This is a genomic window from Bacillus sp. B19-2, assembly GCF_022832475.1.
GTDB classification, from domain to species: Bacteria; Bacillota; Bacilli; order Bacillales; family Bacillaceae; genus Bacillus; species Bacillus paralicheniformis.
Genome location: NZ_JALHKQ010000003.1, coordinates 53,729 through 77,457 on the forward strand (window position 1 = coordinate 53,729; position 23,729 = coordinate 77,457).

Here is a 23,729-nt window from a genome sequence, read left to right on the forward strand (position 1 = left end):
AGATAAAAAAACCGGCCCTGTTTAAAAAACAGAGCCGGTTTTAGCAAAGATCAGCTGACTTTCTTTAATTTGTCTTTCGGCGAAGCGATAAAAAATGTCACAATGTAACCGATCACCGCGCCGATAACAGCCGGAATGACCCAGCCGACACCCATGCTGAACAGCGGGATGTTCGCTTTCAAGATATCGTTAACCGGCCCCAGCGGAATTTTCGCCGCGTTTAATCCGTCGATGATGCTTAAAATTCCAGTCGGGATAAGGGCGCCGATATAGACTTCGCGCCGTTCAGCAAACAGCTTGTCAATGAATGAGAGCAATACGACGACGATCGCAAGCGGATAAATCGCCGACAGAATCGGTACTGAAAACGAGATGATTTCTGTCAATCCGAAATTGGCAATCACAAGGCTGAAAAGCGTCACGATGATGACAACAGCTTTGTAAGAAAGCTTCGGAATCAGCTTTGAAAAATACTCTCCGCAAGAAGAAACGAGTCCGACGCTCGTCGTCAGGCAGGCGAACAAGATCGCGATACCGAGTACGGCATTTCCAAGCGAGCCGAACAAATACGCGGAAGCTTTGGACAATATTTCGCCGCCGTTGTTGAGCGAACCGACGGTTTCAACACTTGTCGCCCCTAAATAAGCGAGAGAAACATAAACGAGTCCGAGACCGACTGCAGCGACTATCCCCGCTTTGATGCATGAAGCGGCGATTGACTTTGGATTTGTAACGCCGCGGTCTTTAATCGCGGTAATAACGACAATTCCAAATACGATTGAAGCGATCGCATCCATCGTTTTATACCCTTCTAAAAATCCGACAAACAGAGGTGCGGATTGATAGGCCTCTGTCACAGATCCGATGCTGCCCATCGGGGTGATAAACGCTTTGATGACTAATATCGCGATTACAGTCAATAATATCGGTGTTAAAATTTTACCGATGCGGTCAACAAGCTTGCTTGGGTTTAAAGCCAGGAAATAAGTGATTCCGAAAAATATCAGGGTAAAGATAAACAGATAAAGACTTGATGACTGTTTCCCTAAAAACGGCTCCACCGCTATGACGTATGAAACATTTCCTGTCCTCGGAATAGCAAACAAAGGTCCGATCGTTAAATAAATGCTGACGATTAATATCGTGCCGAAGACCGGATGGGCTTTGTCAGCTAGGCCTTTTGCACTTCCTTTTAGAGCAACCGCGATGACGCCGAGCAGCGGAAGACCGACGCCTGTCAGCAAGAATCCGGTGATAGCCGGCCAAACATTCTCTCCGGCAGCTTGACCGAGCTGGGGAGGAAAAATCATATTTCCCGCTCCGAAAAAGAGGGCGAACAGCATAAGTCCAATCGCCGTCGTTTCCTTAGCGGATAGTGAAGTTTTCATTAAAAAGAACCTCCTGGTTTTTGTTTAAATTTTCTGTCAATTTATTTTCGTGATATAATATGACAAAAGTCCAAAGACTATTATATTTTAAAAATCAGAGAAGTCAAACATTTATTTTTAATTTTCAATTACAAGTTGATATGATAACATATACAGTCATGAAAAAGAACGTTCATTTTTAAAGGAGTAGATCATGATTTATCTTGATAATAGTTCAACAACAAAACCATATCCTGAATTATTACAAATTTATGAACAAGTAAATCAGCGCTTCTTCGGCAACCCGTCGTCGCTGCACCGCCACGGCATTGAAGCGGATCAATTGCTTTCAGAAGCGCGGAAACAGATCAAAACGGCGCTTTCGCTAAAAAGTCATGATATCGTGTTTACGTCAGGCGCTTCAGAAGCCAACAACATGGCGCTGAAAGGCGTTGCTTTGGCACATATGCAAAAAGGAAAACATATCATTGCTTCCTCCATTGAACACCCGTCTGTGACGGAATCTTTGGAGCAGCTGAAGACGGCTTTCGGCTTTGAGGTTACATATCTTCCTGTCGACGGCCGCGGATTTGTTTCGCTTGAAGATCTGAAACAAGCGCTCCGCAAAGACACGATTCTGGTGAGCATTATGCACGTCAACAATGAAACAGGCGTTATCCAGCCTGTTGAAGACATCGGCAAAATCGTAAAAGAAAACACAAGGGCATACTTTCACGTTGATCACGTTCAAGGCATTAACAAGGTTCCGCTGGACATCTCCGGGTCAGACATTGACCTTTGTACGATATCGGGCCACAAATTTCACGGCTTAAAAGGAACAGGAGCGCTCATTCTGAACGAACGGATTTCGCTTTTTCCTTTGATTTCCGGAGGAGAACAGCAGAACAACAGGCGTGCCGGAACTGAAAATACCGCCGGCGCTGTTACGCTTGCAAAAGCGATCAATATGTCAAAACAGGATTATAACCATTATATAGAAGAAATAAAGGCGGCAAAATCGGCTTTTATCAAGGAGCTAAAAGAGCTAAAAGGTGTTATATTAAATACGCCGGAAGAAAACAGCGCGCCGCATATCATTAATTTTTCCGTGCCGGGATTGAAGGCCGAGGTCCTTTTGCATATGCTAGAAGAGCGGGATATTTTCGTATCGACGACATCAGCATGCTCTTCAAAACAGCATAAGCCGAGCAAGGTGCTTTTAGCAATGGGAAAAGGTGAAGATGCAGCGGCAAGCAGCATCAGAATCAGCATGACGTACCGGGACAATCAGGAGCTTGTCGGCCCGTTTATGACGGCCTTAAAAGAAAGTTTACACAAACTAAAAGGAATTATGAGGTAGAGAGACAATGAATGAAGACTATATTTTAATCAGATTTGGCGAAATTTCAACAAAAGGAAAGAACAGAAAGCTTTTTGTCGATCGCCTGAAAAGAAATATCAAAATGGTCTTGCGCGATTTCCGCAACGTCCGTTATGAGTCAACACGTGACAGGATGACTCTCGTATTAAACGGAGAAGACGCGGAAGCCGTAATGGCCCGTCTGAAAAACGTTTTCGGCATCCAATCGTTCAGTCTTGCCGTGAAATGCCGGACAGACCTGGAAAGCATTAAAGAGACGGCGCTCGCGTCTGTTCAAGAACAATACAAGCCTGGAGATACCTTTAAAGTATCGACGAAAAGGGCTTATAAGCAGTTTGAATTAAATACAAATGAGATGAATGCCGAAATCGGCGGACACATTTTGCGCAACACAGATGATCTTACCGTTGATGTTCACTCCCCGGACATCCATTTGCGGATCGAAATTCGGGAAGATGCTACGTATTTGACATTCCGGGATGAAAAAGGTGCGGGCGGACTGCCGGTCGGAAGCGGAGGAAAAGCGATGCTTATGATTTCCGGCGGAATTGACAGCCCTGTTGCCGGATTCTATGCCATGAAGCGCGGGCTTGAGATCGAAGCCGTTCACTTTTTCAGCCCGCCATATACAAGCGAGCGGGCCAAGCAAAAAGTGATCGATCTCACTAAACGCCTTACGGCTTTCGGCGGAGACATCAAGCTTCATATCGTTCCGTTTACGAAAACCCAAGAGCTCATTCAAAAGCAGATTCCCGAAAACTATTCCATGACGGCGACCAGAAGGCTGATGCTGCAGATCGCCGACAAACTGCGCGAACGTCATAACGCGCTTGCCGTTTTTACAGGAGAAAGCCTCGGTCAGGTGGCAAGCCAGACGCTCGAAAGCATGTATGCCATCAACGCAGTCACGAGCACGCCGGTTTTGCGCCCTTTAATCGGCATGGATAAGACGGAAATCATCGAAAAAGCGAAGGAAATCGATACGTACGATATCAGCATACGTCCGTACGAAGACTGCTGCACGATCTTCACGCCTTCTGCGCCGAAAACGCGTCCGAAAAAAGAAAAAATCGAACACTTTGAAAGCTACACAGATTTCGAACCGCTCATCAGCGAAGCTGTGGAGAACACGGAAACGATTGTTTTGAGCAGCAAAGCGGAAACGAAAGGTCAATTTGCGGACTTTTTCTAAAGGAATATTCGATCAAACGCCTTTGTCTGTTTTTGCATACAATTACCAAACATTCTTTGTATGAAGTCATGTGTTTTTACACAATCTATACTCACAAGGAGGTGAGAACACATGGCTCAAAACAACAGACAAAGCAGTTCTAACCAACTATTGGTTCCTGGTGCTGCTCAAGCTATCGACCAAATGAAATTCGAAATCGCTTCTGAATTTGGCGTTAACCTTGGAGCAGAAACTACTTCTCGTGCAAACGGTTCAGTTGGAGGAGAAATCACTAAGCGTTTAGTTTCTTTCGCTCAACAGCAAATGGGTGGAACACATCAATAATGAAAATTAAAAAGCAATGGATAATGGGTGGGGTTTAATCCCCACTCTTTTTTATGTTCTGCAAAATAGGCATTTCGGAATACAATTGTATGAAAGGATTATGTATAATAAAAAGATGGCACAAGACAAGGAGATGAAAGGGTTGAGAAGAGAAGATTTGATTGCGCCGGAAAAGTATAATGCGGTTGATGAAATTGAAAAATTTAAATCTTCCCGTGATAAAACCGCTTTGATCTGGGAAGATGAATCAGGGCGTCAAGTGTCATGGACATATGAAAAATTGATTGAAAAGGCTTACAAAATCGGCAGCATATTGACACGTTCTGGACTGAAAAAAGGTGACAAGCTTATCGTGATGATGCCGCGGATCCCGGAGACGTATGCCGTCTACATGGCGATTTTAAAAGCCGGAATGGTGGTCATCCCATGTTCCGAAATGCTCCGGGCGAAAGACTTGGATTACAGGATCAAGCATGCCGGCGTCAAAGGAGCCGTCGTATTTTCAGCATTTCTTGATGCTTTTCTGGATGTTCAAGCAAAAGATGAGCTGTCGTTATTTGCCGTCGGGGAAAGCAGCGAAGGGTGGATCAACCTGCTTGAAGAAATGAATCAAGCCGTTGCAGCGGATTTTCAAGCGGCTGATACATCCCGCGATGACATCGCATTTTTATCTTACACATCAGGCACGACCGGTCAGCCAAAAGGAGTTGTACATACACACGGCTGGGCTTATGCTCACTTAAAAACGACAGCTTCCGCATGGCTTGATATTTCAGAAGGGGATCTCGTCTGGGCGACAGCGGGACCGGGCTGGCAAAAATGGGTATGGAGCCCGTTTTTAGCAGTGCTCGGCAGCGGTGCAACAGGTTTTATCTATCACGGGAAATTTACGCCGGAAACGTATTTGCGGCTGATTGAGCGCCATCAAATCAATGTGCTGTGCTGTACTCCGACAGAGTATCGGTTCATGGCGAAAGTCAATGATTTGTCCCGCTTTGACCTGTCTTCTCTGCACAGCGCTGTTTCGGCCGGGGAGCCGTTGAACAGGGAAGTCATTGATACATTTAAAAAGCATTTTCATATTGCTGTGCGGGACGGATACGGACAAACGGAGAGCACGCTGTTGGTGGGGATTTTAAAAGGAATGAAAATCAAGCCTGGCAGCATGGGAAAACCGACGCCTGGAAACCTGGTTGATATTATAGACGGGAATGGAAAGAGCTGTCCGCCGGGCGAAACGGGCGATATTGCCGTCCACTTAAGCACGCCGGCACTCTTTAAAGAATATTACAAAGATCAAGAACGAACGCTCCGCCAAAGAAGAGGGGATTACTTTATAACAGGGGATAAGGCGCGAAAGGATGAAGACGGCTATTTCTGGTTTGAAAGCCGTAATGACGATGTAATCATCAGCTCAGGATATACAATCGGCCCGTTTGAGGTTGAAGATGCGCTGATCAAGCATCCTGAGGTCAAAGAATGTGCTGTTGTGGCAAGCCCTGATGAAATCAGGGGATCGATCGTGAAAGCATACGTTGTCTTAAAGGACCGATCCCGCGGAAATGAACAACTGACAAAGGAATTGCAAAACCATGTAAAAGCCATGACGGCCCCTTATAAATACCCCCGGGAGATAGAATTCATCGATGAACTGCCGAAAACGCCTTCGGCGAAAATCAAGCGCTTTGAACTAAGACAGCGGGAAATCGCTCTTAAAACGAAAAGCTGAATAACCACACAAGAGGGGGGAATATCCGTTGGGGCATGACTCACTCCGAAACATCGAGAAAGAAATCGCGCTTTTAGTCCGTCTGACGACGGCCTACAGTCCGCGGTTTGGAAGTCTGGACCGCTCGGAATATCTGCTGTTAAGTGAACTTGATAAGCAAAGTCCTCTTGCCATCAACTCGCTGGCTGAAACCTTAATGCTGAATCTTTCGACAGCGAGCAGACAGATTGCAGCATTGGAACGGAAAAAGCTCATCAGGCGTTTTCCTGATCCCAACAACGGCCGGATCAGCCTTGTGGAAATGACTTCGGAGGGCATTGATACTCTGAAAAAAGTGCAAAAGGCCCGCTATCATGTATACACGGAGGTTCTTCAAGACTGGACAAAAGAAGAACTGAGCACGTTGGAAACTCATTTAATCAGACTGAATCAGGATTTTAAAAAGTGGAGCAAATAAGCGGCTAAAGGCTGTTGATCAGACGGTCATCAGCCTTTTTCTTTTGAATCAGTTGATTTATTGAAAGAAGGATGCATAACACAACTTGTAATATGAAATATACAAACCGAAAGGAGGAGCACTTTTGAGTCAATTCGTTGCGTCGATTCAAAATCCGTCCGCCAAAGTGCTGCCCGGCATGAATGCGGAAGTGAAAATTGCGTTATAAGCATTCGCAAAAAAGAGCAGGACGATCGGCCTGCTCTTTTTTAAATGAAAAGGTTTTCAAAATTATAGAAATGTCCGCCTTACTTTTTCCCAAAACGAATTGTCTTTTAATTTAATGGTTTTGATCATCTTGCCGGAGAGGCTGACTTCGACTTCTTTTACATGCATCGTACTGAAGGCTTCGTTATCAAGGCCGATGATCGGATAGTCGTTCCCGTCTTGAACGATTTTTAATGTCAGCTTTCGGTCCGCACTTAAAATAAACGGCGATCCGAGCGTTCTGTATGTGTTGTTGTTCAATGAAGCGAGCTCTGTCACCTGTATACATGGAAGCAGCGGGTCGACGACGGCCCCTTCAACCGATTTGTTATACGCGGTGCTTCCGGTCGGAGTGGACACGATCATTCCGTCCCCGCGGAATGTTTCAAAGTGAAGATCATCAATATAGACGTCCATCACAAATGTTTTAATAATGCTTGAACGGATGGATACCTCATTCAGACATTGAAATCTTGTCCCGTCAACGGTTACATCGATCAGCGGATATTTTCTGACCTCGATTTGTTCAGAGTTTGTCGCTTCAATCATTTTATCGGTATCATGTATATTAAAATCCGCATACAAATGAGCTTTCCCCTTTTTTGCCACGCCTACGTACAGGCAGTCATCCCTGAAATTCGTCTTTCGAACCGCCTGCAAAAATGTCCCGTCGCCGCCGATGCTTGCGATAATATTGGCTTCATTGTGATGGTGAACGACGCGAAATCCGTGTTCTTCGGCAAGCTGTTTCAGTTTTTTGCACTGCTCATCGGTTTCTTCGCTTTTTTTGTAAAAGAAATAAATGTTCCGGCGGTCTGTCACAATCATTCTCCCCTTTGTCTGTTAAGTTTAGATTTTTCTGCCATCTAACATGTATGTTAAAATGACCTGTGACCCTTAGTTTACCATGTCCAAAAACTTCTTGTATATGAAGCGGTATCATACTGAACTTTTTCTCTTCATATACGTACTAAGACATGCAGCTTTTTTTATTCAAAGGAGGAGAACAGACAAAATGAATGCGAAAAGATGGATCGCACTTGTCATCGCGCTGGGCGTTTTTGCGTTATCTGCGGTGGTGAGCCTTTTGCTAGCAGTATTTGACACGATGGGGAATGACGGAAAGATGCAGTTTGGCCTCAACGACACCCAGGAAGAAACGGTGCTTGAACAAGGAAACAGCTCAAGAAAAATCGCCGTGCTTGAAGTGAACGGAACGATTTCCGACAATGGCGGCGCTTCTGGCTTGTTCAGCTCTGAAGGCTATAACCACAGATCGTTTTTGCAAATGCTTGAAAAAGCAAAAGACGATTCTGCCGTAAAAGGTATTGTTCTGCGCGTCGATTCCCCTGGAGGCGGAGTATACGAGAGCGCCGAAATACATAAGAAGCTTGAAGAGATCAAAAAAGATACGAAAAAACCGATTTACGTATCAATGGGCTCGATGGCTGCTTCTGGAGGCTATTATATTTCAACGCCTGCCGACAAAATCTTTGCAGCGCCTGACACGCTGACGGGTTCACTTGGGGTCATCATGGAAAGCCTTAACTACAGCAAGCTTGCAGAGAAGCTTGGATTGAAAACAGAAACGATTAAAAGCGGTGAGTTTAAAGACATCATGTCACCGACGCGCGATATGACGAAAAAAGAAAGAGAAATCATGCAGTCAATGGTCGATGACGCGTACGAAGGATTTGTCGATGTTATAGCTGAAGGACGCGGCATGTCCGAAAATGACGTGAAAAAAATTGCCGACGGACGCGTTTATGACGGCCGCCAAGCGAAACAGAACCATCTCATTGATGAGCTCGGCTACTATGAGGATGCGGTCAAAGCGATGAAAAAAGATCATAAAAACCTTGCCGGAGCATCTGTTGTCAGCTATGAAGAATCGGCCGGCCTTGCGTCGCTGTTTTCGATGACTGCAAATAAGATGTTTAAAAGCGAAGCTGATTTCTTAAACATTAAAGAAGCAATTTCTCAATCCGGCGCACCGAGACTCATGTACTTATACGCCAAATAGGAGGGGACCGAAAAAATGGATGTGACTTATGATGGAAAGGATCATAATGAATTATCACCGGACGCCGGTGTTTCCAGGGAAGAATCGGCCCCGCATGCAGAGCATGCCTATGCCGGTTTTTGGATCAGGCTGTTTGCCTTTCTGCTCGACGGAATTGTTATCGGCAGCATTAACAAATTAGCGGTTTCACCTGTTTTCAGCCTGCTGAATTTCCCAAAAGAATCAGGGTTTTTCACTTTTTCGCTTTATTCTTTTGTGACGGCGGCAGTATTTTTTGCTTACTTTGTCCTGATGACGAAATATTTTGGACAGACGTTGGGCAAGATGGTATTCGGGCTGAAGGTCGTGTCGCTTGTCCCGGAAAAAGGGCTGACATGGGATGTGATCTTGTTTAGGGAGCTTATCGGCCGCTATATCAACAGTTTATATGTTACGTATCTCGTTGCTGCATTTTCGCCAAAGAAACAGGGGATTCACGATTTCTTTGCGGACACGGCGGTTATTCATGAAAACCTGTATCGAAAAAAAGACTGAGCGTATCAAACCCGGCTGCTAAAAGACAGCCGGGTTTTTTGCGGCCTGGAATCAGCGGAACTTCGGCTATGTTTATTTTATTAAATTTCTTCCTATAATGCTTAATATAAGAGGAAGTGAAATCATGATTTACATATGGATTGCGGGAATAGTCATTCTTTTGGCAGCGTTCATGATGATGAAAATCCGCGTAGCGATCGAATATCTTCATACAGACGATGACGACCGGCTCACCGTCAAAGTTCGAACAGGTTATGGCCTTCTGCGCTTCAAAAAGGAAATTCCGGTGATTAAAATCAATCAGCAGGATATGACCGTTGATGTGAAAGAACAGACGAATACGGCTCTAAAAAACGATAAAAAGAGGAGAAAAGTCGGCTATCGGGAAGTGCTCGATAATATGAAGCAAATCAAAAAATTGACGGAGCAGGTCATCAATCTGCAGCCGCTTATCCGCCGGTTTATGAAGCGGATTCACGTCACGAAGCTCGAATGGACCTCGGTTCTCGGCTTTCCTGACGCCGCTTTAACCGGAATCGTCACGGGAGGCGCCTGGTCTCTGAAAGCCGGCACGATCGCTCTCTTACATCAGCTTTTTTGCTTTGACAGCCAGCCGGGATACGAAGTGATTCCAGTCTTTAACAGCCGTTCCTCCAAAACGCATCTGACATGTATATTCCATTTTCACGTTGGCCATGCTATAACCGCAGCTTTTAGAATCGTGATGAACTGGAAAGGGAAAATGCGCGGCTTATTTAAGCTGCCAAAAAATCTGTCAGGTTCAACAAAGAATGATTCATCAGTATAGGAGGAATGGAATATGGCTGAACATCCAATTCAAGGTTTGATGAAAACCGCAATGGAAAATTTAAAGGAAATGATCGATGTCAATACCATTATCGGAGATCCTGTAGAAACACCTGACGGCAGCGTCATCCTAACCGTCTCCAGAGTGGGATTCGGTTTTGCGGCTGGCGGAAGCGAGTTCGGCGGAAATAAACCGGCCGAATCCAAAGCGAGCGATGGAGATCGCGAACGAAAAGAATCGAAGCTCCCGTTTGGCGGAGGAAGCGGGGGAGGCGTATCGATTACGCCGATTGCTTTTTTGATTGTCGGATCATCAGGCGTTAAAATACTGCATTTGGATGAAAATACGCACGTCATCGATAAGATTTTAGACTCAGCTCCGCAAACGATCGAACGGATTCAGCATATGTTTAAGAAAAACGATAAGCAGAAGCAAAATATGAACCGCCAAAACCAGGCGCCTCCATTTTAAAAGCTTCAGCTTTCCGGCCACAGAAGTTAACTGTTCCTGCAGCAGTTAACTTTTTTTGTCTCGGCCGGACTTAAGCTTTGCAGTTTGTCCTAAACTCTTTTATAGTAGAGTCATACATAAATGAAGGAGGAATGATGATGGCTTCAATTACATTTAAAGGAAACCCGGTGACATTGGTGGGTTCAGAAGTGAAAGTCGGAGACCTGGCGCCTGATTTCACGGTTTTGTCCAATTCGCTTGAGGAAGTCACGCTTCAAGACATTAAAGGCAAACCAGCCGTTATTTCGGTGATTCCGTCTATCGATACAGGGGTTTGTGACGCACAGACACGCCGCTTTAACGAAGAAGCCGCAGGCCTCGGTTCAGTGAAAGTGTATACGATCAGCGCTGACCTGCCGTTTGCACAGGCGCGCTGGTGCGGAGCAAACGGAATTGAAAATGTGGAAACATTGTCAGATCATAGGGAAATGTCTTTTGGGGAAGCATTCGGGGTTTACATTAAAGAATTGAGATTGCTTGCCCGCGCCGTATTTGTGTTAGATGAAAACGGAAAAGTCGTCTACACTGAATACGTCAGCGAAGCGACAAACCACCCGGACTACGACAAAGCCATCGAAGCTGCCAAATCACTCGTTAAGTAAATTCAACTCATAAAAGGGCTCCAGGTGATCATCTTGCCGGAGCTCTTTTCATGGCTTTGATTTTTTGATAAGGAGAGACATCATCATGCAAAACTATCCAGTCGAAACGATTTATGAATGGCTCGACAAAGGAGCGGAAGTCATCGCACGCGACCGGCAGATCCCTTACATAGAAGGATTGGCGGAAGCAGGAGAGGCATTCTTTACAAGTTCTGCGGACCGCGGGCTTTCCGAAAAAGCCGAACAAAACGTGAAGGATCTGCTCGCCCGTGCGCGCTTTTCAGAATGCAGCCATGAAGCGATCCGGAAAGCCTTCCAGCTTGCCATCCTGAAAGGCCAGAAAGATATTCCCCATCCGAACCGGCAGATGACGCCCGATACGATCGGTTTATTTATCGGATATCTTGTGAACAAATTTATGGGACCCAAAAAAGGATTGAAGCTGTTTGATCCGGCGGTCGGCACTGGAAACCTGCTGCTTGCCGTCTTGAACCAGCTGGCCGGGGAAGCGGGAAAAGCGTTCGGTTCAGAGATTGATGACGTCCTGATCAAGCTTGCCTATGTCCAGGCAAACCTGCAGGAAAAAGAAATCGAGCTTTTTAACCAGGACAGCCTGCAGCCGATTTTTATGGAGCCTGCCGATGCGGTCATTTGCGATCTTCCCGTCGGATATTATCCTGATGACGAAAGCGCGAGTGCTTTCGAATTAAAGGCAGATGAAGGCCATTCTTTTTCACACCATTTGTTTATTGAACAAAGCTTGACCTATACAAAACCGGGCGGATATTTATTTTTTATGATACCGAACCAATTGTTTGAAAGCAGCCAAAGCGAAAAACTGCGCACCTTTTTAAAGGACAACGCGCATATTAATGCAGTGCTTCAGCTTCCGCTGTCCATTTTCAAAGATGAAGCACACGCGAAGAGCATTTTGGTTTTACAAAAGCATGGCGAACAGGCGAAAGCGCCTAAACAAGTCCTGCTCGCGCAAGTTCCGTCATTCGCCAATCAGGATGCGATGCTGAAAATGACAGCCAAACTCGACAACTGGTTTCAGGCTGAAAAAAGATAAGCAGATCAGAGAAGTTATATTCTCTGATCTGTTTTTATATTCAGAAAATAATAATTTCTTTGTGAAAGCGTTAACATATTGGATCGTGACTTGAAATGCACTCTTTTGAGTGTTTAAATGAGTAAGGCAGATATTTTTTGAATTTACTAAGAACGATTTTATACATATTTTTTATGATCCGGGTTGAACCTAATGTCACCGGACTATAGGTAAAAAGGAGCGTCATTTTATGTCCAAAATTATTGCAATCAACGCTGGAAGCTCTTCATTAAAATTTCAACTGTTCGAAATGCCCAGCGAAAAAGTATTAACAAAAGGCCTTGTTGAGCGAATCGGGCTGGATAACGGCATCTTCACGATTTCCGTCAACGACGAAAAAAAGACCGAAACCACAGATATTCCGGATCATTCCGTAGCCGTAAAAATGCTGCTGGATAAACTGACAAAATTCGAAATTATTAAAGATTTAAATGAAATCGACGGAATCGGACACCGCGTCGTACACGGCGGCGAAAAGTTCAGCGACTCCGTTTTATTGACGGATGAAATGATCCATGAGATCGAGGAGATTTCAGAACTCGCACCGCTTCATAACCCGGCCAATATTGTCGGAATTAAAGCGTTTAAAGAAGTGCTTCCAAATGTTCCTGCCGTGGCCGTTTTTGATACGGCATTCCACCAAACAATGCCGGAACAATCTTATCTGTACAGTCTGCCATACGAATACTATGAGAAATTCGGCATCCGTAAATACGGTTTCCATGGCACATCTCATAAATATGTGACTGAACGCGCGGCAGAGCTGCTCGGCCGTCCGATTGAAGAACTTCGCCTGATTTCCTGCCACCTTGGAAACGGAGCGAGCATCGCAGCTGTTGAAGGCGGCAAATCAATCGATACATCAATGGGCTTCACACCGCTTGCGGGTGTGGCGATGGGTACGCGATCAGGAAACATCGATCCAGCGCTTATCCCGTTCATTATGGAAAAAACGGGTCAAACAGCTGATGAAGTCCTAAACACGCTCAATAAAAAGAGCGGTCTTTTAGGAATTTCCGGATTCTCAAGCGATTTGCGCGATATTGTCGAAGCGACTAAAGAAGGCAATGAGCGTGCGGAAACAGCCCTTGAAGTATTCGCAAGCAGAATTCATAAATACATCGGTTCTTATGCAGCGAGAATGAGCGGAGTAGACGCGATCATTTTCACTGCCGGCATCGGGGAAAACAGCGTTGAAGTCAGAGAGCGCGTTCTTCATGGTTTGGAATTCATGGGTGTCTATTGGGACCCTGCGTTGAATAACGTCCGCGGAAAAGAAGCGTTTATCAGCTATCCGCATTCACCTGTAAAAGTCATCGTCATCCCGACGAATGAAGAAGTGATGATTGCAAGAGACGTCGTCAGACTGGCTCACTAAAAGTAAAAAAACAGCCTTCTCTTTACAAGGAGGGCTGTTTTTTTATGCATCTTCCCCTTTATAATGAAAAAAGACTGTATAAAGGAGGCTGTCTAGCCATGAGTGTTGAGGAGCATAAAAAAGAAGCGCCGGACCGCGTCAACTGCAAAGTCATTACCGTCAGCGATACAAGAACGGAAGACACAGATAAAAGCGGCCGGCTTATGAAAGAGTTTTTAGCGGAAGCCGGTCATGAGATCGTTTCCTATGAGATTGTAAAGGATGAAAAGGAAATGATTCAAAAAGCTGTGCTGGAAGGCTGTCTTGATGACCGGATCGATGCCATCCTATTAAACGGAGGGACGGGCATTGCCTCTAGAGATGTAACAATCGAGTCGATCGTTCCTCTTTTTTCGAAAGAAATTCCGGGGTTTGGAGAGATATTCCGCATGCTGAGTTATACCGATGATATCGGAGCGGCTGCGATTCTTTCGAGAGCTGCAGCAGGTGTTATTCAAAACAAAGCCGTGTTTGCAACACCGGGTTCAAGCGGGGCGGTTAAGCTTGCAATGTCAAAGCTGATTGTGCCTGAACTTGCCCATGTCATCAGAGAACTGAGAAAAGATATGAAAAAGTAAAGCCGGAAAGCCCTTCGGCCGAACGCTGAATATGTACTGAACTTCATTCATAAAAAATGAATGAAGTTTTTTTTATAAAAAGGTTGAAAAAACCAGACTTCCTTGTTAAAGTGTATACATATTAAATGTATTTTTATTAAATAAAACTTATTTTTATACAAAAAGAGCACCGAGATGAGAGGAGTTTTTCAAAATGACGCAAAAGAAAAAAGTGGTTTTAGCATATTCAGGAGGACTTGATACTTCTGTCGCGATAAAGTGGCTGCAGGAACAGGGATATGATGTAGTGGCCTGCTGCCTTGACGTCGGGGAGGGAAAGGACCTTGCATTTGTTCAGCAAAAAGCGCTTCAAGTCGGGGCTTCTAACTCATATGTTATCGATGCAAAAGAAGAATTTGCGAAAGAGTTTGCGCTGACCGCCCTCCAGGCCCATACGCTTTATGAAGGAAAGTACCCGCTTGTATCAGCCTTGTCCAGACCGCTGATCGCCAAAAAGCTCGTCGAAGTGGCTGAGAAAGAAAACGCGCAAGCCGTGGCTCACGGCTGCACAGGCAAAGGAAATGACCAAGTGCGCTTCGAGGTGTCCATTAAATCGCTCAATCCGGATTTGGAGGTGCTGGCACCTGTACGTGAATGGAAATGGTCGCGCGACGAAGAGATCGCGTATGCAGAAAAGCACGGCATTCCGATTCCGATCAATCTTGACAGCCCGTATTCAATCGATCAAAACCTGTGGGGCAGAAGCAATGAATGCGGAGTCCTGGAAGATCCATGGGCGGCGCCTCCTGAAGGGGCTTATGATTTGACGAAGCCGCTTGAAAAAACACCGGATAGCCCCGATGTGATCGAAATCGCTTTTGAAGAAGGCGTTCCGGTTTCCATTGACGGCGCTCACTACCCGCTGTCAGACTTGATTTTAAAGCTGAATGAACTGGCGGGCGCGCATGGAGTGGGGCGCATCGACCATGTTGAAAACCGCCTTGTCGGCATCAAATCACGCGAAGTGTACGAATGCCCGGGCGCGATGACTTTGATTAAGGCACACAAAGAGCTTGAAGATTTGACATTGGTAAAAGAAGTGGCGCATTTCAAACCTCTGATCGAACAAAAAATGGCTGAAGTGATCTATAACGGCCTGTGGTTTTCTCCGCTTAAAGACGCGCTTTCCGGTTTCCTGAAAGAAACGCAGAAGCATGTCACAGGCGTCGTCCGCGTCAAGCTGTTCAAAGGCCATGCGATCGTTGAAGGGCGTAAATCCGAATACTCCCTTTATGATGAAAAACTGGCGACGTATACAAAAGACGATGCATTCGATCATCATGCTGCCGTCGGCTTTATCGAGCTGTGGGGACTGCCGACGAAAGTAAACAGCATCGTCCAAAAAAAGGAGCAGATTAAAGCATGAAAAAGCTGTGGGGAGGCCGGTTCCAAAAAACACCGGAAAAATGGGTCGATGAGTTCGGCGCATCGATCCACTTTGACAAAACGCTCGTGAAAGAAGATATCGCTGGGTCTCTCGCTCATGCTTCCATGCTTGAAAAATGCGGCATTTTAACCGAAGCAGAAGCGGTCAAAATAAAAGAAGGCCTGACATCACTTTTGCACAAAGCGGAAAACAACGAACTCGATTTTTCAGTCGATTACGAAGACATTCACCTCAACCTTGAAAAAATGCTCATTGACGAAATCGGGCCGCTCGGCGGAAAGCTTCATACAGCCAGAAGCCGAAACGACCAGGTGGCGACGGATATGCACTTGTATTTAAAAGGGCACACAGAGCATATTATCGAGCTGATTACGGCTTTTCAACACGTGCTTATCGAAAAAGCGGAAGAACATGTGGAGACGATACTTCCGGGATATACCCATTTGCAGCGGGCGCAGCCGATCTCGTTCGCGCATCATTTGCTCGCTTACTTCTGGATGCTTGAGCGCGATAAAGAACGCTATCATGATTCATTCAAGCGGATTAACAAGTCCCCCCTTGGATGCGGGGCGCTCGCCGGAACAACATTTCCGATCGACCGTGAATATTCAGCAGGTCTGCTCGGGTTTGACTCGATATATGAAAACAGCTTGGACGGCGTCAGCGACAGAGATTTCATCCTTGAATTTTTAAGCGCGAGCAGCATTTTGATGATGCATCTGTCAAGATTCTCCGAAGAAATCATTCTTTGGTGTTCACAGGAATTTAAATTCATTGAGCTTGACGACACTTATGCTACGGGGAGCAGCATGATGCCGCAAAAGAAAAACCCTGACATGGCGGAGCTTATCCGCGGGAAAACCGGACGCGTATACGGTGATCTGATCGGCCTCCTGACGATTATGAAAGGGCTCCCGTTAGCTTACAATAAAGATTTGCAGGAAGACAAAGAAGGTATGTTTGATACTGTCAAAACGGTCGAAGGAAGCCTTGAGATTTTTGCCGGCATGATTAAAACGATGACAGTGAACAAAAATATGATGAAAAAAGCAACGGAGCAGGATTTTTCAAATGCCACCGAACTTGCCGACTATCTGGCGAAAAAGGGCATGCCGTTCAGAGAGGCGCACGAAGTCGTCGGAAAGCTTGTCTACACTTGTATCGAAAAAGGCATTTATCTCAGCGGCCTGCCGTTTGAAGAATTCGAAAAGGCAAGCGGGCTGTTTGAAGAAGACGTCTACATCGTGCTCGACCCGCACCATGCCGTCGAAAAAAGGATGAGTGAAGGCGGGACTGGATTCAAAAAGGTGGAAGAAGCCATTCAAAAGGCGAAGCATTGTTTGAACAATTTTTAACACTTCCCGATTCGATTCATAACTGTGCGGCTTCATACGCAAAATAAATTTGTGAATCGAAAAGGGGTGTGGCAATGAAACAAGATCAGTCAAAACACGCATACATGTATGATGCCGACGGTGATAAAGAAACCGTTCAGCAAATCTCTGATGCCTATTTCAGCGGATTTGTCGCGCACGATGACGCACAGCCGTTAGCTGATGCAGATAAACAATAGAAAGCTGGAGCCCGTAACAGCGGGCTTCAGCTTTCTTCTGTCCAGCGGCGATTGCAAATTTCCCGATGCTCCACATGTGATATACTCTGGTTTTTGTAGTAAAGTATAGGTAGATACATGCAATCATTTGCGAATACCTAGAACCAATGTCTGGGAGGGAAAGATGTGCGCCATGCGTTAATTACTGCCGGTTCAAAAGGTTTGGGGCGTAAAGTGACGGAAGCCCTGCTTGAAAAAGGCTACTCAGTGACGGTGAATTACAGGCAGGACGAAGAAGCAGTCAGCCGCCTCAAAGAAAAATGGCGGTCATCCCTTGACCGTTTACAGTTTGTAAAGGGAGATGTCACCAGAAAAGAAGACCTGCTCCGAATGGTGAATGCCGCTCTTGAGCGATTTGGAAAAATTGATCTTCTGATCAATAATGCCGGCCCATACATATTTGAACGAAAAAAGCTTGCAGATTATACTGATGATGAATGGTATGACATGCTTGAAGGCAACTTAAGCTCTGTCTTCCATCTGTTTAAAGCGGTTGTTCCGGTGATGAGGCGCCAGCGGTTCGGCCGCATTATCACATACGGATTTCAGGGGGCCGACCATGCGCCGGGCTGGCTGCATCGTTCCGCTTTTGGAGCGGCGAAAGTGGGGCTGGCTTCTTTAACAAAAACGATCGCCATTGAAGAAGCGGGCTCCGGCATCACAGCCAACATGGTTTGTCCAGGCAACATCGTCGGGGATATGAAAGAGGCCTCGATTTCAGAAGCGAGGGCGTCACTTGATGAGGAAACGCCGATCGGCAGGTCGGGAACCGGTGAAGATATCGCAAGGATCATCACTTTTCTATGCGATGAACATTCCGACTACATTACGGGAACAGTCATTGAAGCGACAGGCGGCTTGAATGTGATTAACCGTCATTCTCTCTAGACGTGCGAAATTAAAAAACAGGGGTGGATATGATGAAAGTGACATATCATGGTCATTCAGTGGTAACAGTTGATACGGGAAATCATCAGTTGATCTTCGATCCGTTTATTACAGGAAATTCTTTAACCGATTTAAAGCCGGAAGAGGTCAAAGCGGATGTCATCTTGCTGACCCACGGTCATAACGATCATGTCGGCGATACCGTCGAAATCGCCAAACGAAACCATTCGCTCGTTGTAGCTCCGAATGAACTCGCTGTCTATCTGGGATGGAAAGGCCTGAATGTCCATCCGATGCATATCGGCGGCTCCCATCAGTTCGATTTTGGCCAAGTCAAGCTGACGCAGGCTTTTCACGGATCGGCTTATACGGAAGAAGACAGCCAAAAGATCGTCTATACCGGCATGCCGGCGGGGATCCTCTTGACTGTGGAAGGAAGGACGATTTTTCATGCAGGAGACACCGGGCTTTTCTCAGATATGAAGCTGATCGGTGAATTAAATCATATCGACCTCGCTTTCCTGCCGATCGGCGATAATTTTACGATGGGCCCGGAGGACGCCAAACTGGCCGCAGAATGGCTCAGGGCGAAACAGGTTGTCCCTGTTCACTACTCGACGTTCCCCGTCATCGAACAGGACCCGCATGCATTTGCGGACAGCCTTCCCGGCGGCGTCGGAAAAGTGCTTGAGGTCGGCGAGTCAATCGAATTTAAATAAACTTGTTTTTAGAGGACCCGAATCCGGGTCCTTTTTTCGGTTGAACCGGTTATGTGTCTATCAAAACATGTTAATGATGATATAATATAGGAATCGGATTGATCTTGGAGGGTGATTATGAGGGTATTGAAATATGCGATTTTGGGGCTCCTTGATCACGGGAGTTTGAGCGGCTACGATATGACAAGCCGCTTTAAAGCCGAATTGGGCCAATTTTGGAGCGCCAAGCACAGCCAGATTTATCCCGAGCTGAAAAAGCTGACGGATGAAGGATTTATCGAATATGAAACGGTGATCCAAGGCTCTAAGTTAGAAAAGAAAATGTATTCCATCACTGAAGCCGGGAAGCGCGAACTTCACGGGTGGCTTACGGAATTCAAGCCGGTCCCGGATACGGTAAAAGATGAATTTATGCTGAAAGCTTATTTTATCTCTTCGATGGAACGTGATGAAGCGAAAAGGCTTTTTGCCGATCAGCTTCAAAAGCGGGAGGAGAAAGCCGCTTTTTTAAAAAATAAGCTCGAAGAATTGAAGCGAGAAGCGGGTGAATCGCTAACGTTCCGCTCGCCTCATTTCGGCCATTACCTTGTATTGACCCGGGCGCTGGAACGGGAAAACGGCTATTGCTCATGGCTTGAAAAAGCGCTTCTTCTGATGGAGAATGATCGCTCTTAGACGGGCATGATGTTGCGAAGGCGGATTGCGGTTCAATTGCACAACGATTTATAATAAATATATCTAGCAGTCAGAGGATGAAGGTGAAACGATTGGCGACAAAACACGAACAGATTTTAAAATATATTGATTCTTTGTCCGTCGGCGAAAAAATTTCCGTCAGGCGGATTGCCAAGGAAATGAAAGTCAGTGAAGGAACTGCTTACAGAGCGATAAAAGAAGCCGAGAATAAAGGGTTTGTCAGCACGATCGAAAGGGTCGGAACGATCAGGATCGAGCAAAAGAAAAAAGAGAATATCGAAAAACTGACATACGCTGAAGTGGTCAATGTCATTGACGGCCATGTTCTTGGCGGAAAAGCAGGGCTTCATAAAACGCTCAACAAATTCGTCATTGGAGCGATGAAGCTTGATGCGATGATGAGGTATACCGGAGCGGGCAACCTGCTGATTGTCGGCAACCGAATCGACGCGCACCGCCAGGCATTGGAAGCGGGTGCTGCCGTGCTGGTGACCGGCGGTTTTGATACGGAGCCGGAGATTATTGAGCTTGCCGACAGGCTCGAGCTCCCGGTCATTTCTACAAGCTATGACACGTTTACCGTAGCCGCGATGATCAACAGGGCGATTTATGACCAGCTCATCAAAAAAGAAGTCGTGCTTGTTGAGGATATTTTAACTCCTTTGGAAAAAACCGTCTGCTTATCCCCTCATGAAAAGCTTGAAAGATGGTATGAGAAAAACTTTGAAACGGGGCACGGACGTTTTCCCATCGTGGACGAGCAGATGAAAATCCACGGCATTTTAACTTCAAAAGATGTAGCCGGATATGACCGCTCTGTATTGATTGAAAAAGTCATGACGAAAAACCCGATTACAGTGATCGGCAAAACGTCAGTCGCTTCAGCGGCGCAGATGATGGTCTGGGAAGGAATCGAAGTGCTTCCCGTCGTTGACGAGCGGCAAAAGCTGATCGGCATGATCAGCAGGCAGGACGTATTAAAGGCGCTTCAAATGATTCAGAAGCAGCCCCAGGTCGGCGAAAAACTCGATGACATTGTGACCGGCGGTTTCAAAGAATCGGACAATGACAAAAACAAGCCGGCTCCGGTCTATCAATACGAAGTTACGCCGCAAATGACAAATCACTTAGGGACGATTTCCTACGGCGTGTTTACGACGATTTTGACCGAAGCTGCAAACCGTTTTTTGCGGTCGCGCAAAAAAGGCGAACTCGTGATAGAGAGCATGACGATTTATTTTTTAAAGCCTGTGCAAATGGAGTCTGTCATTGAAATAAAACCGAACATTCTCGAAGCCGGGAGAAAGTTCGGAAAAATGGATATAGAAGTTTTTCACCAGGGTGCTCTCGTCGGCAAAGCGATGATGATGGTTCAGCTGATGGAAAGAAGCTAAGGGACGCGGCCAGTGTCCCTCTTTTCGCTTATGCGTTTTCCCGTTCATTTTCTTTCGCAAGCAAAGGGACATAGTGCTTATAGGCTCTGTAGCCGGCCCACATGCTTCCGAGCCCGGTCAGCATAAAAATAACGCCGATGACGACAGCCAGCGTGCCGCGGTTTAAAAGCAGCTGATTGGCGCCGAAGAACATGATAAACAGGCCCAGACTCATGCTTGACTTGGCCGAATAGTATTCCCGTTCAATCGCTTTTTTGGTGCGCACATACCTTACTTTGAAATACACATAAGCTATCGCTGAAACCACAATGAAAAAAACAAAAAACGGCATAATCGACATCCTCCATTGTAAGTTTTACAAACCCATTGTATACATAATCGGGTTCGCTTTCTACAATAAAAAGTCATAACTTTCACTTTCCACCAACAACAGATTATGATTTAATGGTTAAAAACAAAGTAAAGAAGGGGCGCGTCATGAAAAAAGAAATCATCAGAACCATATCATTATATGACACGATCATTATACATAGACATGTGAGACCGGATCCTGATGCCTACGGATCCCAATGCGGCCTTGCGGAAATCCTGAGGGCAACCTATCCTGAAAAAAATATTTTCGCGGTCGGAACGCCCGAGCCTTCCCTCGCTTTTTTGTACACCCCAGATGTGATTGAAGACCCGGTGTATGAAAATGCACTTGTCATCGTCTGTGACACGGCCAATCAAGCGAGAATTTCCGATTCGCGCTACAACCTGGGCGACAAGCTGATCAAAATCGACCATCATCCGAATGAAGACCAATACGGCGACCTTTTATGGGTGGATACGAATGCGAGCTCGACGAGTGAGATGATTTACGAACTGTATTTAGCGGGTAAAGAACAGGCGGGATGGACGCTTCCGACAAAGGGTGCCGAACTGATCTATGCCGGCATTGTGGGGGATACAGGGCGCTTCTTATTTCCGAACACGACAAAAAAGACATTGAAATATGCCGGAGAGCTGATTGAGTATCCTTTTAATTCTCAGGCGCTATTTAATCAATTGTATGAGACGAAATTAAATGTTGTGAGGCTGAACGGTTACATTTATCAGAATGTTTCTCTGTCCGAAAACGGCGTTGCGTCGGTTTTCATCACCCGTGACATTTTGCATCAATACAATATTACGCCGTCTGAAGCTTCACACCTTGTCAGCACGCTCGGCAATATTTCAGGGATCAAAGCATGGGTGTTTTTTGTGGAAGAAGCCGATCAGATCAGGGTAAGGCTTCGTTCAAAGGGGCCGATTGTCAATGAAGTCGCTAAAAAATACAACGGCGGAGGCCATCCGCTCGCAGCCGGCGCTTCCATCTATGACTGGAAAGACACCGATCTTGTTATCGCTGACTTGGAGCGCATATGCAAAGAAAACAAATAAGAGGGGGAGGCCCTCTTTTTTTGTGCAGTTCAACTGCAAGCGTTTGCATTATATGTTGCGAAAAAGTAAGCAGCAAAGTGTAAGCGGATCATTTTACGCACGACAGCTGCTGCTTATTCAGGTATAAACCATGATCCGATATCTGTTACATCCTCATAAACATGGATGTTTTGTGCTTTTAACTCTCGTTTGATAAGGGACGCGAGACTTTCGGTTTCCGCATAAGCCGAGTAGCCCAGCTTGATCCGGTTGACTTTATCTCTTGCCAGCTGATGGTAACTGTAAATGTACATTCTGCTTTCCTCCCTTTTTTAAAAAACTTACATATCGCTTACTGTCAGTTTAAATTAAAATATGGAAAAAAGCGACGAATGCATGTAAATCGTAAAAAAAAATCCATAATTTTTATTCGGAAAAAGAGATTTTGATTTCAACGGAAAGCCGCGTATAAATCGTCAGTTCGGTGACTTTCGCTTTGTACGTTTTATCGTTTATCGTATACTCTTTATTTTCAATCGTCCGCTTTAAAAGCTCCTTTGTCCGGTAGACGCTTTCGATATCCTTTGTGATGACATCCGAAATGTTATCCCGGATATGCTCTTCAAAGTTCATCATGTCGGGCTGTGACAGCTTGTATTGCTTGCCGTTGATCAGCTTGACGTCGACGCTTTGAATCAGCAGTTTTCTTTTATTGTCTTCATTCAGCTTATGAAGGTCCTCCCGGTAAATGGTGATCTGGTCATTTAAATCATTGATGCGCTCTTTCTGTTCCCTTATCAAGACGACCTGCTTCTCCTGAAAGGTGCCGTATGTAAACAGGAACACGACCCAGCTGATGATGGCTCCGCACATCATTCCCGCAAAAAAACGCTGCCAACCCGGTTTTTTATAATAAGGAGGGATTCTCATGAGGAAATATGCTCCTGTGTGAGCCAATTGATGATCAGATAACCGGTCTGTGCTCCTCCCATCGCTGAAAGAATCAGGAGAAGCTGCTTGACGATGTCTCTCGTATTGCCTTCGATAATGCCCCTTTCAAAGCTGTAAACCGCGTCAAACGTGCCGCCGATTGCGGCAACCAGCGCCCAGATTTTCAGACGGTTTGCGAGGCTTGTAATAATCGTTAAAGGCGGCTGCCCCGACAGATAGGCGCCGATCCCTCCGATTATGCAACCGCCGAGAAGCACGCCAAGCGCAATAAAATAACAGCTGATAAAGTTTGGGAAAAAGGGCTGTTCAGGATCCATTCCGATCACCTCACCTTATCACACTATATGGATAAAGAAAGACAAG

27 protein-coding genes are annotated in these 23,729 nt (G+C 45.7%); 21 read left to right on the forward strand and 6 right to left on the reverse strand.

Going from position 1 to position 23,729, the window contains the following annotated elements; translation table 11 throughout:
- Window positions 1–50: 50 nt before the first annotated feature.
- Window positions 51–1,388 carry a branched-chain amino acid transport system II carrier protein gene (gene brnQ, locus MST20_RS12645; protein ID WP_243942648.1) on the reverse strand — a complete coding sequence of 446 codons (1,338 nt, stop codon included), beginning with the start codon at window positions 1,386–1,388 and terminating at the stop codon, window positions 51–53.
- Between the two features lie 193 nt (window positions 1,389–1,581).
- On the opposite strand from brnQ, the gene MST20_RS12650 reads away from it, so the two are divergent.
- The 5 genes from MST20_RS12650 (at window position 1,582) to MST20_RS12670 (ending at window position 6,450) form a co-directional block, all read left to right on the forward strand.
- Window positions 1,582–2,727 carry a cysteine desulfurase family protein gene (locus MST20_RS12650; RefSeq protein WP_243942650.1) on the forward strand — a complete coding sequence of 382 codons (1,146 nt, stop codon included), beginning with the start codon at window positions 1,582–1,584 and terminating at the stop codon, window positions 2,725–2,727.
- Between the two features lie 7 nt (window positions 2,728–2,734).
- The gene (thiI, locus tag MST20_RS12655) at window positions 2,735–3,940 is read left to right on the forward strand and encodes a tRNA uracil 4-sulfurtransferase ThiI (protein WP_243942652.1); all 1,206 of its coding nucleotides are present in this window, start codon (window positions 2,735–2,737) and stop codon (window positions 3,938–3,940) included.
- 111 nt (window positions 3,941–4,051) lie between these two features.
- Window positions 4,052–4,264 carry an alpha/beta-type small acid-soluble spore protein gene (locus MST20_RS12660; protein WP_065643628.1) on the forward strand — a complete coding sequence of 71 codons (213 nt, stop codon included), beginning with the start codon at window positions 4,052–4,054 and terminating at the stop codon, window positions 4,262–4,264.
- 133 nt (window positions 4,265–4,397) lie between these two features.
- Window positions 4,398–5,993: an acyl-CoA synthetase MbcS gene (gene mbcS / locus MST20_RS12665; protein WP_243943408.1), complete on the forward strand. Its 1,596-nt coding sequence runs from the start codon at window positions 4,398–4,400 to the stop codon at window positions 5,991–5,993.
- A 28-nt stretch (window positions 5,994–6,021) separates the two neighbouring features.
- Complete coding sequence (locus MST20_RS12670; protein WP_243942655.1) at window positions 6,022–6,450, forward strand: MarR family winged helix-turn-helix transcriptional regulator; 429 nt, start codon at window positions 6,022–6,024, stop codon at window positions 6,448–6,450.
- A gap of 270 nt (window positions 6,451–6,720) precedes the next feature.
- Here the strand turns inward: MST20_RS12670 and MST20_RS12675 are convergent, their stop codons facing one another.
- Window positions 6,721–7,518 (reverse strand): NAD kinase, encoded by a 798-nt coding sequence (locus MST20_RS12675; RefSeq protein ID WP_243942657.1) that lies wholly within the window; start codon window positions 7,516–7,518, stop codon window positions 6,721–6,723.
- A gap of 193 nt (window positions 7,519–7,711) precedes the next feature.
- Between MST20_RS12675 and sppA the strand changes: the two genes are divergently transcribed.
- From sppA to MST20_RS12750, 15 genes are all read left to right on the forward strand, one after another.
- Window positions 7,712–8,719 carry a signal peptide peptidase SppA gene (gene sppA, locus MST20_RS12680; protein ID WP_243942659.1) on the forward strand — a complete coding sequence of 336 codons (1,008 nt, stop codon included), beginning with the start codon at window positions 7,712–7,714 and terminating at the stop codon, window positions 8,717–8,719.
- A gap of 15 nt (window positions 8,720–8,734) precedes the next feature.
- A complete protein-coding gene (locus MST20_RS12685) occupies window positions 8,735–9,253 on the forward strand; it encodes an RDD family protein (protein WP_243942661.1) in 519 nt (172 codons plus the stop codon).
- A 124-nt stretch (window positions 9,254–9,377) separates the two neighbouring features.
- Complete coding sequence (locus tag MST20_RS12690; protein ID WP_243942663.1) at window positions 9,378–10,061, forward strand: DUF2953 domain-containing protein; 684 nt, start codon at window positions 9,378–9,380, stop codon at window positions 10,059–10,061.
- A 12-nt stretch (window positions 10,062–10,073) separates the two neighbouring features.
- The gene (gene ytfJ / locus MST20_RS12695) at window positions 10,074–10,532 is read left to right on the forward strand and encodes a GerW family sporulation protein (RefSeq protein WP_243942665.1); all 459 of its coding nucleotides are present in this window, start codon (window positions 10,074–10,076) and stop codon (window positions 10,530–10,532) included.
- Window positions 10,533–10,669: 137 nt separating this feature from the next.
- The gene (tpx, locus tag MST20_RS12700; protein ID WP_243942668.1) at window positions 10,670–11,173 is read left to right on the forward strand and encodes a thiol peroxidase; all 504 of its coding nucleotides are present in this window, start codon (window positions 10,670–10,672) and stop codon (window positions 11,171–11,173) included.
- Window positions 11,174–11,258: 85 nt separating this feature from the next.
- Window positions 11,259–12,245, forward strand: a complete 987-nt coding sequence (locus MST20_RS12705) for a class I SAM-dependent methyltransferase (RefSeq protein WP_243942670.1) — start codon at window positions 11,259–11,261, stop codon at window positions 12,243–12,245.
- Window positions 12,246–12,474: 229 nt separating this feature from the next.
- Complete coding sequence (locus MST20_RS12710) at window positions 12,475–13,662, forward strand: acetate kinase (protein ID WP_243942672.1); 1,188 nt, start codon at window positions 12,475–12,477, stop codon at window positions 13,660–13,662.
- Between the two features lie 98 nt (window positions 13,663–13,760).
- A complete protein-coding gene (locus tag MST20_RS12715) occupies window positions 13,761–14,279 on the forward strand; it encodes a MogA/MoaB family molybdenum cofactor biosynthesis protein (protein WP_243942674.1) in 519 nt (172 codons plus the stop codon).
- A 193-nt stretch (window positions 14,280–14,472) separates the two neighbouring features.
- Window positions 14,473–15,684 (forward strand): argininosuccinate synthase, encoded by a 1,212-nt coding sequence (locus MST20_RS12720; protein WP_243942676.1) that lies wholly within the window; start codon window positions 14,473–14,475, stop codon window positions 15,682–15,684.
- Complete coding sequence (gene argH / locus MST20_RS12725; protein WP_243942678.1) at window positions 15,681–17,060, forward strand: argininosuccinate lyase; 1,380 nt, start codon at window positions 15,681–15,683, stop codon at window positions 17,058–17,060. Before MST20_RS12720 ends, argH begins: the two co-directional genes overlap by 4 nt.
- A gap of 74 nt (window positions 17,061–17,134) precedes the next feature.
- Window positions 17,135–17,278: a hypothetical protein gene (locus MST20_RS12730; RefSeq protein ID WP_020452574.1), complete on the forward strand. Its 144-nt coding sequence runs from the start codon at window positions 17,135–17,137 to the stop codon at window positions 17,276–17,278.
- A gap of 165 nt (window positions 17,279–17,443) precedes the next feature.
- On the forward strand, window positions 17,444–18,205 hold the full coding sequence (locus MST20_RS12735; RefSeq protein ID WP_075751953.1) for an SDR family oxidoreductase: 762 nt from the start codon (window positions 17,444–17,446) through the stop codon (window positions 18,203–18,205).
- 32 nt (window positions 18,206–18,237) lie between these two features.
- Window positions 18,238–18,924, forward strand: a complete 687-nt coding sequence (locus MST20_RS12740; RefSeq protein ID WP_243942680.1) for a metal-dependent hydrolase — start codon at window positions 18,238–18,240, stop codon at window positions 18,922–18,924.
- A 117-nt stretch (window positions 18,925–19,041) separates the two neighbouring features.
- Window positions 19,042–19,599: a PadR family transcriptional regulator gene (locus MST20_RS12745; RefSeq protein WP_243942682.1), complete on the forward strand. Its 558-nt coding sequence runs from the start codon at window positions 19,042–19,044 to the stop codon at window positions 19,597–19,599.
- Between the two features lie 92 nt (window positions 19,600–19,691).
- Window positions 19,692–21,014 carry a CBS domain-containing protein gene (locus MST20_RS12750; protein WP_025807568.1) on the forward strand — a complete coding sequence of 441 codons (1,323 nt, stop codon included), beginning with the start codon at window positions 19,692–19,694 and terminating at the stop codon, window positions 21,012–21,014.
- Between the two features lie 28 nt (window positions 21,015–21,042).
- Here the strand turns inward: MST20_RS12750 and MST20_RS12755 are convergent, their stop codons facing one another.
- On the reverse strand, window positions 21,043–21,345 hold the full coding sequence (locus tag MST20_RS12755) for a YtpI family protein (RefSeq protein WP_075751956.1): 303 nt from the start codon (window positions 21,343–21,345) through the stop codon (window positions 21,043–21,045).
- 146 nt (window positions 21,346–21,491) lie between these two features.
- Between MST20_RS12755 and MST20_RS12760 the strand changes: the two genes are divergently transcribed.
- The gene (locus MST20_RS12760; protein WP_243942684.1) at window positions 21,492–22,436 is read left to right on the forward strand and encodes a DHH family phosphoesterase; all 945 of its coding nucleotides are present in this window, start codon (window positions 21,492–21,494) and stop codon (window positions 22,434–22,436) included.
- 113 nt (window positions 22,437–22,549) lie between these two features.
- Here MST20_RS12760 and MST20_RS12765 read toward each other — a convergent pair whose 3' ends face one another.
- From MST20_RS12765 to ytrH, 3 genes are all read right to left on the reverse strand, one after another.
- Entirely contained in the window at window positions 22,550–22,729 is a 180-nt protein-coding gene (locus MST20_RS12765) for a YtzJ family protein (RefSeq protein ID WP_043928670.1), read from the reverse strand.
- 112 nt (window positions 22,730–22,841) lie between these two features.
- The gene (gene ytrI / locus MST20_RS12770; protein WP_026579084.1) at window positions 22,842–23,345 is read right to left on the reverse strand and encodes a sporulation membrane protein YtrI; all 504 of its coding nucleotides are present in this window, start codon (window positions 23,343–23,345) and stop codon (window positions 22,842–22,844) included.
- Window positions 23,342–23,683 (reverse strand): sporulation membrane protein YtrH, encoded by a 342-nt coding sequence (gene ytrH, locus MST20_RS12775; protein ID WP_065643635.1) that lies wholly within the window; start codon window positions 23,681–23,683, stop codon window positions 23,342–23,344. The genes ytrI and ytrH overlap by 4 nt, the downstream gene beginning before the upstream one ends.
- Between the last annotated feature and the right edge of the window lie 46 nt (window positions 23,684–23,729).